Source organism: Mucilaginibacter sp. P5_A4, from assembly GCF_056400605.1.
Window position 1 is genome coordinate 14802 of the sequence record NZ_JBFUKX010000052.1, and the last position, 16862, is coordinate 31663.

12 protein-coding genes are annotated in these 16862 nt (G+C 41.5%); 7 read left to right on the plus strand and 5 right to left on the minus strand.

What is annotated here, in order from left to right:
* Window positions 1-13 precede the first annotated feature (13 nt).
* From AC1DQW_RS23300 to AC1DQW_RS23320, 5 genes are all read right to left on the minus strand, one after another.
* Complete coding sequence (locus AC1DQW_RS23300; RefSeq protein ID WP_477456244.1) at window positions 14-3355, minus strand: SusC/RagA family TonB-linked outer membrane protein; 3342 nt, start codon at window positions 3353-3355, stop codon at window positions 14-16.
* Between the two features lie 189 nt (window positions 3356-3544).
* Entirely contained in the window at window positions 3545-4579 is a 1035-nt protein-coding gene (locus AC1DQW_RS23305; RefSeq protein WP_477456245.1) for a FecR family protein, read from the minus strand.
* Between the two features lie 202 nt (window positions 4580-4781).
* A complete protein-coding gene (locus tag AC1DQW_RS23310; RefSeq protein WP_477456246.1) occupies window positions 4782-5369 on the minus strand; it encodes an RNA polymerase sigma-70 factor in 588 nt (195 codons plus the stop codon).
* Window positions 5370-5648: 279 nt separating this feature from the next.
* Window positions 5649-6611 carry a family 43 glycosylhydrolase gene (locus AC1DQW_RS23315; protein ID WP_477456247.1) on the minus strand — a complete coding sequence of 321 codons (963 nt, stop codon included), beginning with the start codon at window positions 6609-6611 and terminating at the stop codon, window positions 5649-5651.
* A 142-nt stretch (window positions 6612-6753) separates the two neighbouring features.
* Window positions 6754-8724, minus strand: a complete 1971-nt coding sequence (locus AC1DQW_RS23320; protein ID WP_477456248.1) for an alpha-L-arabinofuranosidase C-terminal domain-containing protein — start codon at window positions 8722-8724, stop codon at window positions 6754-6756.
* A gap of 437 nt (window positions 8725-9161) precedes the next feature.
* On the opposite strand from AC1DQW_RS23320, the gene AC1DQW_RS23325 reads away from it, so the two are divergent.
* The 7 genes from AC1DQW_RS23325 (at window position 9162) to AC1DQW_RS23355 (ending at window position 16857) form a co-directional block, all read left to right on the plus strand.
* Window positions 9162-9545 (plus strand): HYC_CC_PP family protein, encoded by a 384-nt coding sequence (locus tag AC1DQW_RS23325; RefSeq protein WP_477456249.1) that lies wholly within the window; start codon window positions 9162-9164, stop codon window positions 9543-9545.
* A 137-nt stretch (window positions 9546-9682) separates the two neighbouring features.
* Window positions 9683-9928: a heavy metal-binding domain-containing protein gene (locus AC1DQW_RS23330; protein ID WP_477456250.1), complete on the plus strand. Its 246-nt coding sequence runs from the start codon at window positions 9683-9685 to the stop codon at window positions 9926-9928.
* Window positions 9929-9976: 48 nt separating this feature from the next.
* Window positions 9977-11251, plus strand: coding sequence for an efflux RND transporter permease subunit (locus AC1DQW_RS23335; RefSeq protein ID WP_477456251.1), 1275 nt, complete (start codon window positions 9977-9979; stop codon window positions 11249-11251).
* Window positions 11248-13140 (plus strand): efflux RND transporter permease subunit, encoded by a 1893-nt coding sequence (locus AC1DQW_RS23340; RefSeq protein WP_477456252.1) that lies wholly within the window; start codon window positions 11248-11250, stop codon window positions 13138-13140. The genes AC1DQW_RS23335 and AC1DQW_RS23340 overlap by 4 nt, the downstream gene beginning before the upstream one ends.
* Window positions 13141-13144: 4 nt before the next feature.
* Complete coding sequence (locus tag AC1DQW_RS23345) at window positions 13145-14374, plus strand: TolC family protein (protein WP_477456253.1); 1230 nt, start codon at window positions 13145-13147, stop codon at window positions 14372-14374.
* A complete protein-coding gene (locus AC1DQW_RS23350; protein WP_477456254.1) occupies window positions 14349-15617 on the plus strand; it encodes a heavy metal-binding domain-containing protein in 1269 nt (422 codons plus the stop codon). The genes AC1DQW_RS23345 and AC1DQW_RS23350 overlap by 26 nt, the downstream gene beginning before the upstream one ends.
* Complete coding sequence (locus AC1DQW_RS23355; protein ID WP_477456255.1) at window positions 15610-16857, plus strand: efflux RND transporter periplasmic adaptor subunit; 1248 nt, start codon at window positions 15610-15612, stop codon at window positions 16855-16857. The genes AC1DQW_RS23350 and AC1DQW_RS23355 overlap by 8 nt, the downstream gene beginning before the upstream one ends.
* Window positions 16858-16862 lie beyond the last annotated feature (5 nt).

The following is a 16862-nucleotide window of genomic DNA, read 5'->3' on the forward strand; positions in this document are numbered from 1 at the left end:
ATATTTTATCAGTTTATTTTAATGAAATATTTGCACCAAATACAAATGTGCGGGTTACAGGATAGTTATTGGTCCAGTCGGCGGTAAATGCTGACTGATTAGCATTAGAGTTTGCTGTTCCCCTGGTATAAAAAGTTTGTTCGGGATCCCAGCCTATCCACTTAGTAAAGGTGTGCAGATTGCGGCCGCTTACATAAAATGTTAAACTGCTTATGTGTGCTTTATCCAGTAATTTTTGTGGAACTACATAGCTAAAGGTTACATCCTTAATACGGGTATAGCTGGCATCGCGCGGATATCCATAACCACGGGTATTGGTATATGATAATGCCTGGAAAGAATTATTGCCATTAGCAGGTGTCCAGTAACCTATTTCTGATGGTGTATTTCTTCTGCCAGATTCATCGGCATAATTTAAATCGGCATTATTTTTAAGCATCCCCTGCGCGGTTTGTATAAATACACTCAGGTTAAACTGCTTGTAATGAAAAGTATTTGTAATACCACCTGTCCATTTTGGTGCGGTCTGACCCTGGATAACCTTATCATCCGCTGTAATTTTACCATCACCATTGGTATCGGCAAATTTTAAATCGCCAGGTTTAGCTCCCGGATCTTGTTTTGAAGCGTCTTCGCCGGTTTGCCATATACCTGTCATTTTGTAATCGTAAATTACACCAATGGGTTTACCAATAAACCAACGGTTACCCAAATCACTCTTCCCGTCACCATACAGGTCAACAATTTTATTACGGTTAACCGCATATACGATATTGCTTTCCCAACGAAAATCCTTACCAACAATATTGCGTGTATTTAAAGTAACCTCGATGCCTTTATTAGCCACTTTACCTATATTATCCAACACTCTTGAATAGCCTGTTATGGAAGGCAGGGCTCTTTGCAGTAATAATCCATACGTGCGGGTCTTGTACGCGTCAACAGAACCATTAATACGGCTGTTAAACAGGGCGAAATCAGCTCCGAGATTAGTCCCCACAGTTGTTTCCCAATGCAGATTGACATTGCCCAGGTTGCTTGCCTGTACACCTATTGTACTTACGCCGTTAAAGGGAGATCTTACTGTACCGTCAGTTGTAATGGTTTGATAAACACCCACAGCTTCGTTCCCGGTTTTTCCGTAGGATGCCCTCAGCTTTAAATTGTTGACGATTTTTGAATTTTTAAGGAAATTTTCCTCGCTAATGTTCCAGCCTAAAGCTGCAGATGGGAACCAACCATATTTAGTTGTATTAGCTCCGAAAACTGATGAACCATCCCGACGTGCAGTGAATGTAAATAAGTACCGGCCATTATAGGAATAGTTTATACGCCCCATTTGCGAGTTTAACGCGTATCTGTCTGAGTAAGATGTGGAAGTCTGCGTTGCCCCGGCGCCTAAGTTGTTAAAAGAAAGCTCATCATTAACAAAGCCCGTTGCAGCTGCTGTTGATGTAAAATACCTGCGGCGCTGCGCGCTGTATAGTCCAGTAAAGTCAAAATGGTGCAAACCTATATCTTTATTATAGTATAACAGGTTTTCGATAGTATAGGCACTTGTTTCGGAACTTGCAGCACTGGCAGATCCTAAGGGTGTATTTGCCAATCGGCCGCTATAACTATCAACTCGGGTTGGTAAATAAGTGTAGCCTGCATTAACCCGGTATTTTAACCCTTTTAAAATACCGCCAAATTTTATTTCGGCATAGCCATTACCATTCAGGTTAACGCTCCGGTTAATTTGATCGGTAGTTAAACCTAATAGCGGGTTAGTATATAACAACTCCGGCTTCATGGGGTAAATGTTATAAGTGCCATCGGCATTATATTCATTTCCATAAGGGCTCATGGCTGTAGCAAATAACAAGTTTGCCCGGCCTCCATCATAATTATTGTTGGCGAAATAGGATGACATCCCAACTGTTAAATAATTGGTAACATTAATATCAAGGTTTGAGCGGATGCTTACCCGGTTATACTGGTATCCTTTTACCACACCTTTTTGTTTAAGATAATCGCCGGATATATAATATTTAACATCAGGACTACCGCCAGATACGCTAAGGTTATGATCCTGCATTACACCTTGTTGCGTTACTTCCTTAATCCAGTCAATTGTTTTACCGGCCTGGTAATTTGGCAGTTCGGAGCTGTTAGGTACCGGACTTGTTTGGGTTTGCCCGGTTTGTGACATATAATCGGCATATTTTTGTATATAAGATGCCGGATCACGTGGCTCAAGGATATGTGCCAGATTTTCAACACCCGCATAACCGCTATAACGAATAACCGGCTTACCGCCACTGCCCCTTTTTGTAGTGATCAATATAACACCATTTGATCCGTTGGTTCCGTAAATAGCCACTGCCGATGCATCTTTTAATATTTCCATCGATGCTATATCATTCGGGTTGATATCATTAAGTGAGCCCCCGGTTTTACTAAGCGGAATACCATCAACAACCACGTATGGGCCGGTAGTTGCTCCAATTGAGTTTTGCCCCCTTACAATTGATGATGGCTGGCTACCTGGTACGGATGATGACGTTGAGATGGTAACACCCGCCACTGCACCTTCCAAAGCCTGTAAAACGTTGGTTACCGGTAACTCCGATAAACGGGCTTTGGGTACCGAAGCTACAGAACCGGTGATATCAGATCGTTTTTGAGTACCGTAACCAACCACAACAACTTCATTTAACTGTTTATTTTCCTGTTGTAATTGAACATTAATGTTTTTTTGCCCATTAACCGCTACTTCGCGGCTGGTGTAACCTATAAATGAAAATATCAAAGTACCATTATAGTCGGGTACATTAATTGTATAAACTCCCTGTGAATCTGTACTTACAGCAGTATTGGTTCCTTTTAATTTTACAACCACACCGGGCAGTCCCTGCCCCGTTTCATCAGTAACTTTACCATTAATGGCAACTGCCTGCACCTCCCCGGTACCGGGCTTAATTTCCGTTGTTGTTATTGATGATTCATTGGTGGTTTTGCTTAGCACAATGCGATCATTAACAACATCGTAGCTAATATTGTAAGGCTTTAAAAGTTCGGTTAACAGGTCTTTAAGTTTTTCCTGGTGCGCATCTATGCTTATTTTTTTTGAGCTTTCAATTATATCCTGGAAATAAACAAATCTCACATTAGCCTTTTTTTCCAGTTTTTTCAGGAAACTGCTCAAATCCATATTGCTGGCAGAAATATCTACCTGCTGTGATAATATACCCTGAGCATGGCCGGGCTTGGCCAGGGAAACCCCTGTGAAGACAATTGCTATTAAGAGCTGACTACATGTTATTTTCATGATTCTACACCAGTCGATGGAGGTTTGTAAATTAATATTCATACATTAGAAATGTTTTATTTGGTTAAAAAATGAGACAATAAACCCCTTACACCTTAGTAAAGGTGTTCTTTTCCGAGATCATGGGGGATTTAAAAGAAAGGGTGTCGCAAGCACTCTTTCTTTCCTTTTAGCATGGAGAGTTTGTTTTTATTTTTTCATACAGCGAAATTTAAGTTTAATAATAATTGGTTAATTAGTGTATTCCTTCTGCAACGTAAACTTCTCCCCATCCGTTACATAGGTTAGCTTTAACAGCTTTTTTAACATCTCCATAATGTCGGGCAAACTTTGATCATTAAAATCTGCCTGTAATATATAGTTGTTCAAAGTTTTATCCTGCAGCACTATCTCTACATTAAATTGTTTGTTAAGAGCCTGGATCACATCATGCAGCGATGTTTTTTCAAAAGAAAGATCGGCCTTCTTCCAAATATTTAAAGACGAAAGTTCGGCTACCCGGCCTACTTTTAAATCATGGTTTATTTTTCCATAAACCACCTTTTGCCGGGGTAATAACATCACATTGTTATTTAAACCGGCTTTAGTTGCAAATAAACCCTTCCGTTTGTCTCCTGCAGCAATTTCAACAGATACCTTGCCGGTAACCAYAGCCACCTCTGCTGTAGCCGCATTTTTGCTATCATGCACCCTAAAACTGGTACCCCATACCCTTGTAGTGATATGATCGCTGTAAATCACAAATGGGTGTGCTTTATCTTTAGTTACTTCAAAAAATGATTCTCCTGACAACTTAATTTCCCTTAAATTTTTGCTGAATACTTTATGATAGCTTATGTGCGCCCCCGGGCTAAGCCAGGCAATGCTTTTATCGGGGAGTAAATGTTTATAAATAGTATGTGTACGGTTAGTAATGCTGATATCTTCGTTCAGCACATAGCTGGCTGATTGAGGTTGTTTTTGATTATTTAAAAAACCGGGGATTTTTATGAATAGTAATATTGCGGCGGCCGCTGCCAAAACATAACCAATGTATTTTATAATTTTTGACTTTCCTGTTTTCCCGTTTTGAGCAGGGTTAATCTCAGATTCGATATTAGTCAGCATTCTCAATCTTAATTCCTGCCGCTGGTGAATACTTAACTGCTCATATGGATCGGCTTTGATTTCAAAAGAATTATACCAATTAAGCACAATACGCTCCTCTTCGGGTGAACAGGCCCCACTGAGGTATTTCTGTATTAATTCGGGTGAAATAGGTTCCATTTAATTGGATTAATGGGTTTAAAATTAGTGGTTATACAGATATGACAGTTGTCGATACCCTAACCCCCTACTTGCTATAAAATATTTATAGAAAAAAGGCTTTTAAGCGCATTCAGAGATCATCTGAGTTTAGTGTTTGCCGTACGCGGAAAATGATAAAACACAACAGGCAGTTGGTGGGATAAATAAAACGGGCGATTATTTAATTAAAAAAAACAAAAGCGGCCAGGGATAGCAACATATAATGAAGGCTGACACGTAGATATTTTAAGGCCCTTGTGATATGATTTTCAACGGTTTTTTCAGAAATCCCTAATTCGTGGGCAATTTGCTTATTGCTTTTATACTGCTTGCGGCTAAGCTCGAATACCGAGCGGCATTTATCTGGAAGTGAACCCAGGTTTATATCCACCTGGTGGTTTAAGTCGTTAGCTATGAGTATTTCCTCGGTAGAGTTATCATAATCGGTATTTTCGAGAATAAGCGATTCATAAGCTTTTTTCCTGACAGCTTCTTTTTGAATTTGATTCAATACCAGGTTACGGATTGACGTAAACAGGTATCCGCTCAGGGAAGAATTTATTTTTATGGTAGCCCTGTTTCTCCACAAATTGATGAAAAGGTCCTGTACTATTTCTTCAGCAATTTCGGTCGACGAGCAACGTTTACAGGCCGCAGCATACAATTGAGCATGATAACGATTGTATATTTCAATAAACACAACGGTATCATTTGTTGTGTTTAATTGAAGCCAGATATCTTCATCAGTCATCGCTACCGGGTTTTCCATTTGCTAAAAACAAGTGTTTTTTTTTGATACAAACATTCCGTCAAAAAACCGGGATGAATCTTCGTCCAAATCGGTCACTGCTCATAATTGGTTTGAATTACAAAATTTAGTGTTTGCAGCACTAATGTATAAATAAAAACTAAAAAGTGTAAAAACCACAGTTATTTTTTGCGATTTATTTTGAAGAGCAATGAAGGCTCTCGGAAAAGAGGCTGTTTTAATTTAACTTTAAAGATGAACGAATAATCTTAGCAATGCATCAAAGGATTGTAATTCATGCTATTGAGTTTTAATTTTAACTGGTTTAATTCGCTCAAATACATTCACCGGTATTATATTTCCTTTTGTATCAAACCTCATTGGCGAAATACATGTTTCGCGGTTGTAGCCATTTCCATCAGGAATTGCAAAACGGTGATAGGCGATGTACCATTCGTCTTTGCCTGGCACTTGCACTACCGAATGATGACCTGCACCCTTCACAACTCCTTTTCCTTTCAGGATTGCTTGGCCTTCGGCCTTCACAAAAGGCCCCAATGGTGATTTACTTGTAGCATAAGCAATAGAATAACGCGGATCCCGCGTATCGTACTCAGACCACATCAAATAGTAAGTACCTTGCCGTTTTATCATGAAAGGGCCTTCATTATATCCATCGGGACGAATGGTTGCAACCTTATCAGCATCAAATGAAATCATATCATCATGAAGCTTTACCATATGGCAATTCCCCTGCCCCCAATACAGGTAAGCACTCCCGTCATCATCTACAAAAACCATTGGATCAATCATCTGGCCTTTAAAAGCAGCTTTCGCTACCAATGGCTTGTTCAGCGGATCGGTGAAAGGTCCTTCGGCACGATCGGAGACAGCCACTCCTATATTGGTATCTGCAGAGTAATAAAAATAATACTTCCCGTTTTTATAAGCAATTGCAGGAGCCCAGGCCCGTTGACTGGCCCATTGAAGGTCTTTTTTCAGATTGAGGATTGTTCCTTCGTTTTTCCAGTGCACCATGTCAGCAGATGACCAGCAGGTAAAATAATCAGACATCCATCCTTCTGTTCCGTCGGTAGTAGGATAAATATAAAAGCGGTTGTTAAAAACGGCAATATCAGGGTCAGCATATTTCCCCGGTAAAACAGGCCCCGGCGCCTTTGTAGTATCCATATCTTTTACCTGCCCTGCAGACGAATGATGCAAGAATAACAGCATGAAGGAAATAGCAATAAGTTGTTTCATTTTATATTAAGTAATGATTAATTAAATAGTTGTGCGGCTGATTTGACCGCACAACTCATTTTATAACTTTTGATGAACCGTCGATCTCCCTTGTTTCTGTTCTGATTACGGTTAGTGAATAATGAGGGATTTAATTTAAACCTTACCTGGTTTGCACCTGTAGTACGTTGACAGAGTATGCATCAAAAACCCGCGTAAATGTTTTACCTATCCCCTTGATCTTTTTACTTACAGGCACTATTTTTTCCGGTTCGGTTATGCTATTGGTATCTTCAGGACTATTTCCCTTTAATACTATAAGCGTTCCGTTTCCGGATACTTTTCCGGCACCTTTCATATCAATTGTAACAGACTGGGCTTTACCCGATGCATTTACTACCTTAAGATACACAGACCCGGTTTTGCTATCTTTAGTAGCAACATAAAATAATGCCGGTATAGCTGCATTTTTATCTTTTGCCGAATTATTGGTTTGCGTAGGGATATTCTCTCCGCTTACCTGAACAACTTTATTGCCCAGGTAGTTACTGAACATTTTTTGCGCATAATATGATGGTGAGCCAAAACTTGCAATAGCATCATAACCTATCAAATCAGACTTCCACTGCATAGCTCCCGGACTAACATTTACAAAAAGCGGCGCATAGCATGACATTACTACATGATCGGAGTTGCGTTCCATGCCGGTCATCCAGGCCGCGTCTCCCAGTGCGGCATTCATGTTAGTGGTTGGGCTACCTTCACGGGTTGCCCATTCGCCAACAAATATCTTTGGGCCGCTGCGGTCATAATTATCATAATGACCCGCATCTTGCTCCATCTCCCATGCGTTACGGTAATAATGCTCATCAATCACCTCTGGTTTGCGGCTTTTAATTTCAAATCTTGCACCAAGGGGATCCCTTCCGCCTATTGTCGAAATGATCTGTAATTGCGGATACTTTGCTTTTATTGCATCATAAAACTGGGTAAAACGGCCGTCGTAGCTTCCCGATTTGTCAAAACCATCCTCATTGCCCACTTCAATATATGCAAGCTTAAATGGTTCGGGATGCCCATCCTGCGCACGCTTTGCCCCCCATTTCGTGTTAATATCTCCTGTTACATATTCAATCTCTTCTAAAGCATCGTCAACGAATGGCTTTAAAAACGGACCGGCATCAATATGGTCGCCTTTAAGCGTATAGCCGGCATAAACTGCAAGTAAGGGTTCCATTTTCAAATCTTCGCACCATTCTAAAAACTCCAGCAAACCCATCCCATCTGATGAACGGTAACTCCAGCAACCGGTATGCCCCGGGCGTTCCTCAAGCTTCCCTAACGTATTTTTCCACGGAAAACGGGTAGAAAACCAGTCGCCCTCCAGGTAATTACCACCCGGGAACCGCAGAAATGTAGGTTTCATATCTGCCATCAATTGCATAATATCGGCCCTGTTGCCATTAGGGCGATTATTGTAAGTAGGTGGAAATAATGAAACCAGGTTAAACCAGTAGGTGCCGGTATGGCTCGCAGAGATCACAAAACGAGCTTGTAAGGTTGGTTTAATATTATTACCGGTGCTTAATTGTATCTCATACTTTTTCCATTCGCCTTTATTTAATGTAACAGGCGCCGAAGCATAGGTTATTGTACCGTCGTTACTTTCAATGCTTACGGTTAAAGGCCCGGCAGCTTCATTTGTAGCTTTGGCATAAAACGAAGCTTTATAGGTGGTTTGTGGTTTTACCGGTATTCCCCAGTAACCTTCGTTCGCTATACCAACCCGTCCGCCGTCTTTGGTCACATCAAGCTTTAAACAAGTACTTAATGAAGCGTTAATGGCTTGCTTTTCATCCAGCTGAATATTTCCTTTTCCGCTCCCGTATTCCACAACTGCCCAATTATCAGGTGCTTTAGGGTTGTCTTTAAAAAGCCGGTTCCTTATCAGCTCTGCATACAACCCGCCATCATAGGAGTGATTGATCTCCTCAGTCATTAATCCATATAATTTTGAACTCACATCTACCCCATCTTTGCCCAGATCCAATGTTAATTTAACAGTTTGCGCATTCAGGCGCGCTGCAATAAAAAAGCACGATAGTGCAATGGAAATAAAAGTTATTTTTTTCATTTATCAATAGGTTGTTTTAGCACGATAAAGAAATAGCGTTATTAAGTTTATTTTGGTTTGTCCTGATTTCTACCAGGGGTTGATTTATTTTATAAATGTATAAAGAACAATTATATTTTCAGACAAAAAATTTGCATTTTTTTGTTTCTGCAAAAAAACACACTAAAAACAATTCGTTTAAACCTCATACGGTTACATAATAAAACTACTGGCCATTTACGACGTATGTTGATTCTCAGTAAACATAAGTGTTAAAATAACAATAATACTATATTAAGATTTCCTTTTGCAAGGTTTTATGTGCGGCAGTTGGAGGCTATATGGAGGGCGATAGCACGGTTGTTTTAGTTGTAAATACAGGTTTGTTAAAAGTAAAATCTTAGCCTTAGTCCATTGAATTATATACTTTATTTAATTAAAGTAAGTATATTCGATGTGTGAAACGTACCGCACTCATTATATTAACGGCCATTTACCTTTTATCCTGTGTGGGTATTGGGGTTAACCGTTTTTATTGCTGCGGTAAGCTGGCTTCGGTTACCTTTATCTATGGTGCAGCTGATAAGCAGGATCAAAAATCGTTAAGAAGCGAGAACTGCTGTAAAAACGAAAAACAATCTTTCAAGATCAAGGATACACACGTAAGTGCCGATTCTTTTGTTTTTAATGAGCTATCACCTGTAATTCTGCCATCTTTCAATTCATGGAATCCGGTAGTTATTGTTAACGATCATAATCAAATTACCAGTTATCAAAGCAATGCCCCTCCGGGTAGCAGTGATATACCTATTTATACCCGCAACTGTACTTACAGGATCTGACCTGTATCGTTTCTCTTTAGCCTTTACGATCTGTAGTCCGGCTAATCTTTATATTAAAATTCATCATCTTAATTTATAATCAACGCGCAGGCTTATAATGTCTTGCGCCATTTATCCATTTCTAATTTTTTATAATCATGAAAAAAGTAATGCTGATGGCTATGGCCATTTTGTTTTCGGCTGCAACCGTATTTGCGTCCCACTCACCTACGGCGGTTTCCGACACCACTAAAACCAAAAAGGTTAAGCCAGTTAAAGTACAATATACCTGCACCATGCACCCGGAGGTATTGAGCGATAAACCCGGAAAATGCCCTAAATGCGGTATGGCATTAGTAAAAAAAGAACCTGCTAAAAAGAAAGCTGCATCAATGAAAATGTAATTCATTTAATCCCGGTGCATGAGCGCCGGGATTATCAAAACCATTAAGATGATTAATCAACTTATTACCCTGTCTTTAAAAAACAGGTATATTGTTTTGTTTGTGGCGGTTGCCCTTTTTTCCTGGGGAGCCTACGCGGTTAAGGAAAACCCCATTGATGCCATACCCGATCTTTCGGATAACCAGGTGATCGTATTCACCGAGTGGCAGGGCCGTAGCCCACAGATTATGGAAGACCAGGTAACATACCCCTTGGTGAGTAACTTACAGGGCATCCCAAAAGTAAAAGCCATACGCGCTACCTCCATGTTCGGGATGAGCTTTGTTTATATAGTTTTTGAGGATAAGGCCGATGTATATTGGGCGCGAAGCCGAGTATTGGAACGGCTTAACTATGCACAGCGTTTATTGCCCGAAGGTATTACGCCAACATTAGGACCGGACGGAACCGGGGTAGGCCATATTTTGTGGTATACGCTGGATGCAAAAGGAATTGATCTTGGCGAACAGCGGGCCTTGCAGGACTGGTATATTAAACTGGGGCTGCAAACAGTATCCGGCGTTAGTGAAGTGGCCTCATTCGGTGGCTTTCAAAAGCAATACCAGATCAATATCGACCCGCATAAACTCAACTATTACAACATTCCTTTATCGCAGGTACTTAAAGCGGTAAAAAGCAATAACAATGATGTGGGAGGCCGAAAGTTTGAAATGAATGGCACAGGTTATATCGTTCGCGGCCTGGGTTATATCAAGTCGTTACCCGATGTGGAGAATATTTCCGTCGGCGTTATTAAAACTGTTGCGGTAAGGGTAAAAGATATTGCCACCGTTCAAATGGGCGGCGATGAACGTTTAGGAATTTTTGACCAGAATGGTGAAGGCGAAGCCGTTGGCGGAATTGTGGTGATGCGGTATGGAGAAAATGCCGATAAGGTGATCCATGCGGTTAAGGATAAAATGAACGACATCCAAAAAGGCTTACCACCGGGAGTGAAATTCAAGATCGCCTATGACCGTAGCGAGCTGATAGAAAATGCCATTGGCTCCGTTAAGCATACGCTGATTGAGGAAATGATTACGGTATCCATTATTGTTATCCTGTTTCTGTTTAGCTGGCGAAGCGCACTAAGTATTATTATACAAATACCTATTACCATTGCAGCCAGCTTTATACTGCTTAACGCTTTTGGCATATCGTCCAATATCATGTCATTAACGGGCATCGCTTTAGCCATTGGGGTGATAGTAGATAACGGCATTGTGATGGTTGAGAACTCGCACCGGAATTTATCCATTGCACAAGAAAAAGAAAGATCATGACCGCAGCAGAGCGAATTAAAATCATAGAAGCATCCTGCAAACAGGTTGGCCGGGGCGTATTTTTTTCTACGCTGATTATCGTCGCGTCCTTCCTACCGGTATTTTTACTGGAAGGCCAGGAAGGTAAACTGTTTGGCCCTTTGGCCTGGACTAAAACATTCATCCTTGCCATTGATGCTATTCTCGCGGTTACACTGGCGCCTGTACTGATCTCCTTTTTTCTGAAAGGTAAATTAAGAACAGACGAGCATAACCCCCTGAACCGCACCCTGGAAAAGCTATACAGCCCAATATTGAACTGGTGCGTTACCTGGCGCAAAACCACCATAGGCATTAACGTAATTGCATTACTCATCAGCATACCGCTGTTATTGAGTTTAGGCAGCGAATTTATGCCGCCGCTTGACGAAGGTACAATCCTGTTTATGCCGGTTACCTTACCGGACATTTCCAACTCCGAAGCGAAGCAGCTTTTACAGGTACAGGACAGGATCATTAAAAGCATCCCGGAAGTTAAGAATGTGTTGGGTAAAGCCGGACGTGCCAATACAGCTACCGATAATTCGCCCATCAGCATGGTGGAAACCATCATCCTGTTAAAACCTGCCAGCGAATGGCGCAAGGGAATTAAAAAGGAAGATATCGTTAATGAGTTGAATGCCAAACTACAGATCCCCGGCGTAGTGAACGGCTGGACACAGCCAATCATCAATCGTATCAATATGCTTTCAACTGGTATCCGTACCGATGTTGGATTGAAGGTATATGGGCAAAACCTGGATACTATTTATGCCTTATCCAACCAAATCAAACAGGCTTTGTTGGGTATCAATGGGGTAAAAGATCTGTATGTTGACCCCATTACAGGCGGCAAATACCTGGACATACAGGTGAATAAAGATGCCATTGGCAGGTATGGGTTAGGTGTAGATGATGTAAACCAGGTGGTAGAAAGCGCCCTGGGCGGCATGAACATTACCCCAACCATTGAAGGGCGCAGGCGCTTCAGCGTAAACCTGCGTTTGGCGCAGAATTACAGGAGCAATTTAGACGAGATTAAACGCACACTGGTACAAACACCATCTTACGGCCCTGTTCCATTATCCTCTGTTGCCGATATCAGGATCAGCGATGGCCCGGCAATGATCCAGTCTGAAAATGCTTTATTACGCGGCACTGTATTGTTCAATGTTCGCGACCGTGACTTAGGAAGTACCGTGCAGGAAGCACAGAACAGATTGAACACGATGGTTAAATCTTTACCCAAAGGATATTTCATCGAATGGAGCGGTCAGTATGAAAACCTGATCCGCGCGGAACATACCCTAAAATTGATTTTACCGGTAGTGCTCATTATCATATTCGCCTGCCTGTACTTTGCATTTCATTCTATTCGCGAAGCATTTTTTAGCCTTATCAGTATTCCGTTTGCACTTATCGGTGGAGCTTACATGGTTTATTTTTTTGGCGTGCATTTATCAGTTGCCGTAGCCGTGGGCTTTATTGCCCTGTTCGGTATTGCTGTGGAAACAGGTATAGTTATGGTGATTTATTTGAACGATGCCATGCAGCAACTGGTTGCCTTAAAAGGCAATTCAAAAGAAACCATTACCAGGGACGACCTGCGGGTTTATGTAATGAACGGTGCGGTAAAACGCCTAAGGCCCAAGCTCATGACCGTTTGTGTAGCCCTGTTTGGTTTGGTGCCTGTGCTTTGGGCAACCGGAACCGGCAGCGATGTGATGCTGCCAATTGTACTGCCCATGATTGGCGGTGTGTTAACCTCTTCCACGCATATTTTACTGGTTACCCCGCTCATCTTTTTGATGGTAAAGGAATACGAATTAAAGAAATATGGCAGGCTGGAAGTATTGGAGGTAAAGGAATAATATCATGAAAACGAAATATCAAATTACATGTATTCTGCTGATCTGCCTTGGCTGCATAACAGCACAGGCACAACGATTACCGCTGGACAGTGTCCTGGCACAAATTGCTGTTAACCCGGCACTGCAGGCTTATAATGCTAAAATCAGTTCTCAGGATGCTTATGCATCCGGGGCCAAAAGCCTGGATGCACCAAAGATTAGTGCAGGGCAATACCAAACGCCTTACCAGGCAAATCCAAACATGGGTTCTTTTATGATAAGCGGCGAGCAAACGTTCACCAACCCGGCCAAGCTCCGGGCCAAGGAGGATTATATGAAAGGGATATCGAAAGTAACAGCAGAGGACAAAAATTACCTGAAAAACCAGCTCATTGCCCAGGCAAAGCAATATTATTACGAACGGGTGGTACTTGAAAAGAAGCTGGCATTATTGCAGCATACACAAAACCTTTTTGAATATATGCTCAAGGATGCCAATATCCGGCTAACATATGGTAAAGAAAAACTAAGCAATATTTACAAAACCAAAGCAGACTTGTATGAACTGGATAACACCCGCGAACAGCTGAATAATGAGATCAGTCAAAAGAGTATCATGCTGAATACCCTGATGAACAGGGATAAACAAACCGTATTTATGGTGGATACTAATATCGTGTTGAAAGATTATGAATCGACTATTATTGATACCGCGGCCCTCACAGCAAACCGCAGTGATATTAAAGGCATAAGCCGAAACATTGAACTGCAGCAATTAAATGCTAAAATGGAATACAGCAAGCGTAAACCCGACTTCGGGATCCAGGCGGCGCACATGCTCAGTTACGGCGGATATGCCAATCAATATGTTTTAATGGGCTCTGTTACCATACCCATTGTCCCCTGGGCTTTTAAAGAATACAAGGCCAATCTAAAAGGTATCCGTTACGAAGTGGAGGAATTACAGCAGAAAAGATCAGCTATACTCAACCAGGCACAAGGGCAATTAGCCGGATTAAGAACAGATATGAGCAGTAAAAAAAGGCAGCTGAAAAACTATCAGCAAAACATCATTCCGGCGTTGCAAAATGCTTACAAAACAGCGTTGCTCGCTTATGATCAAAATACGGGTGATCTCCCATCTGTGCTCAATGGTATTAAAGAATTACAAATGGCAAGAATGTCGGCTTTAGATCGTTTACAGGAATTTTTAACGTTACAGGTAGCTTATGAAAGGGAATATGAAAAGTATTAAGCTAATATTGACAAGCTTACTGTTAAGCACTATGTTGCTCGCTGCTTGTTCTGATAAAAAAAAGCCTGCTGTTATAATACAATCTTCAGGCGATGTAAAATACACCTGCCCTATGCACCCGCAGGTAATAGAAGATCATCCGGGCAGCTGCCCAATCTGTGGTATGACCCTGGTAAAAAAATCCGGCCAGGCCAGTGAGGGGGCGAGTATCAGCCTTAATACGGTTTTACAGCCGGTTAACAGCAATGTAATTTCCTCGGTCGGGGCAATCACACCCCGGCAAAAAGAAGTGACTACAGACATTTACGGTGATGGCTACCTAGATTTTGATACCCGGACATTTAATAACATCGCATCCCGCTTTTCGGGACGTATAGAAAAACTATACATCAAATATGCGTTCCAGGAAATACATACCGGTCAGCACATTTTTGATATTTATAGTCCCGATATGGTAACCGCTCAACAGGAACTGATCTATCTTACAAAAAATTCACGGTATGAAACAGACTTGATCAATGCGGCCCGGCAAAAACTGCTGCTGCTGGGTATGACAAAGGCACAGGTAAACCAAGTAATTAAAACAGGAAAAGCGTTTTACAGCCTTCCGGTTTATAGCCCTTATGAGGGGCATGTACATGATGTAGTGCACAGTCAAATGGCCGGAGTGTCGGATACAAAACCACCGTCGGATTTTGCTAATAATTTGCCTTTATCTACCAGGGAAGGCATGTATGTTGAAAAAGGACAAACCTTATTTAACGTTATTAATCCGCACAGTTTATGGGCTGTTATAAAAATTGACAGGACAACTGTTTCCGGGTTAAAATTGAACCAGCGGGTGAAGATCAGTTTGCCGGATATACCGGGTAAAATAGTCATCGGTAAAGTTAATTTTATTGAACCTGCTTTACAGGCTGGTGATAAAACCATCAGCATCCGGGTATATATCAACAATATGGACCATGCTTTAAAAGTAAATAGCCTGGTTAAGGCCACCATACAAACCGGCACGAGCCACGGATTATGGATCCCCAGATCGGCATTGACTGATTTGGGCCTCACAAAAGTCGTTTGGCTAAAAAAAGGTCCCTCCTACCAGGCTCACCAGGTTTTAACAGGTGCTGTAAACAACAATGATATACAAATTATAAAAGGCTTATCATTAACAGACAGCCTTGCATCAAATGCCCAGTATTTAACAGACAGTGAAAGTTTCATCAAAACACAAGGCAATGATTAATATAAAAAAACACCTTTCTGTATTAAAATCGGTCAGCATCCTATCTTATATAATTCTGATTGCTGTGCTATTTAGCGCCTGCGGGCAAAAAAACAAAAAGCAAGTGGTTAAAACATCAAATAAAGCTTATTATACCTGTTCTATGCACCCGCAGGTACATGAGCAGCATGCGGGTAACTGCCCTATCTGTGGTATGAAACTGATTAAAGTGGAGCTTACCAGCACTGAAAGCGCTACAGCTAACAAAATAACATTAACCGCAACGCAAATCCAGCTGGCCGGTATTGCAACGGATACGGTAAGAGAACAAAACACCGGTAGCGAAAAAACAATCACCGGAACAGTAACGACGGATGAAAATAAAGCAGCAGAACTTAGCGCCCGGATAGCAGGCCGGATACAACAATTATATACCAAAACTGTTGGCGAAAAAATAGTCATCGGTCAGCCCGTATATGCTATTTACAGCGAGGATTTACAGGAAACTGAAAAGGAGTACCTGCTGGCCAGGCAACAGCAAAAGGTATTGCACAATCCGGATGTAGATTACAGGCAATTGATTGCAGCCGCAGAAAACAAGCTACAATTATGGGGGTTGTCAAAAAGCCAGATCAATAGCCTGGCAACATCCGGGAAAGCATCAGCCACAACAACTATATTGAGCAGGATAAGCGGAACCGTTAGTGACATAGCTGTACATGAGGGCGATTATGTAACAGAAGGAATGACCATTTTGAAAACACAGGCATTAAACAATTTATGGGTACAGGCTCAGATCTATGCAGGCGAAACTGGAAACTATAAGCAAAATGACCAGGTAAGCATTGCCTTTCCTGATTTGGGGGGCCAGGTGATTGGCGGTAAGGTTGAATTTATCAACCCTGAATTATCGGATGCCTCGAAAGTTGATTTGATGAGGATTAGCATTTCCAATGCACAGGGATTGATCCGGCCGGGGATGCTTGCCTATATTTCTGTCGCAAATGGGAACAACCGTTCATTGGCTGTACCTGCATCGGCTGTTTTATCAAATGGCAAAGGCAGCAAAGTTTGGGTTAAAAATACGGATGGTAGCTTTTCGCCAAGAGCTATTAAATCAGGCTCCGGAAACCAAAGCTATGTACCTGTTCTTTCGGGACTGAATGCCGGGGAGGTGGTGGTAACTAATGGCGCCTACCTGTTAAACAGCGAAGCTATCTTTAAAAATGGCAATGAACAAATGGAAGAAATAAAAATGTAATTGCC

Coding starts and splice junctions, on each gene's coding strand:
- AC1DQW_RS23300 (WP_477456244.1), bottom strand. CDS start 3,355: ATGAATATTAATTTACAAACCTCCATCGACTGGTGTAGAATCATGAAA.
- AC1DQW_RS23310 (WP_477456246.1), bottom strand. CDS start 5,369: ATGGAAAACCCGGTAGCGATGACTGATGAAGATATCTGGCTTCAATTA.
- AC1DQW_RS23315 (WP_477456247.1), bottom strand. CDS start 6,611: ATGAAACAACTTATTGCTATTTCCTTCATGCTGTTATTCTTGCATCAT.
- AC1DQW_RS23320 (WP_477456248.1), bottom strand. CDS start 8,724: ATGAAAAAAATAACTTTTATTTCCATTGCACTATCGTGCTTTTTTATT.
- AC1DQW_RS23330 (WP_477456250.1), top strand. CDS start 9,683: ATGAAAAAAGTAATGCTGATGGCTATGGCCATTTTGTTTTCGGCTGCA.
- AC1DQW_RS23335 (WP_477456251.1), top strand. CDS start 9,977: ATGATTAATCAACTTATTACCCTGTCTTTAAAAAACAGGTATATTGTT.
- AC1DQW_RS23340 (WP_477456252.1), top strand. CDS start 11,248: ATGACCGCAGCAGAGCGAATTAAAATCATAGAAGCATCCTGCAAACAG.
- AC1DQW_RS23345 (WP_477456253.1), top strand. CDS start 13,145: ATGAAAACGAAATATCAAATTACATGTATTCTGCTGATCTGCCTTGGC.
- AC1DQW_RS23350 (WP_477456254.1), top strand. CDS start 14,349: ATGAAAGGGAATATGAAAAGTATTAAGCTAATATTGACAAGCTTACTG.
- AC1DQW_RS23355 (WP_477456255.1), top strand. CDS start 15,610: ATGATTAATATAAAAAAACACCTTTCTGTATTAAAATCGGTCAGCATC.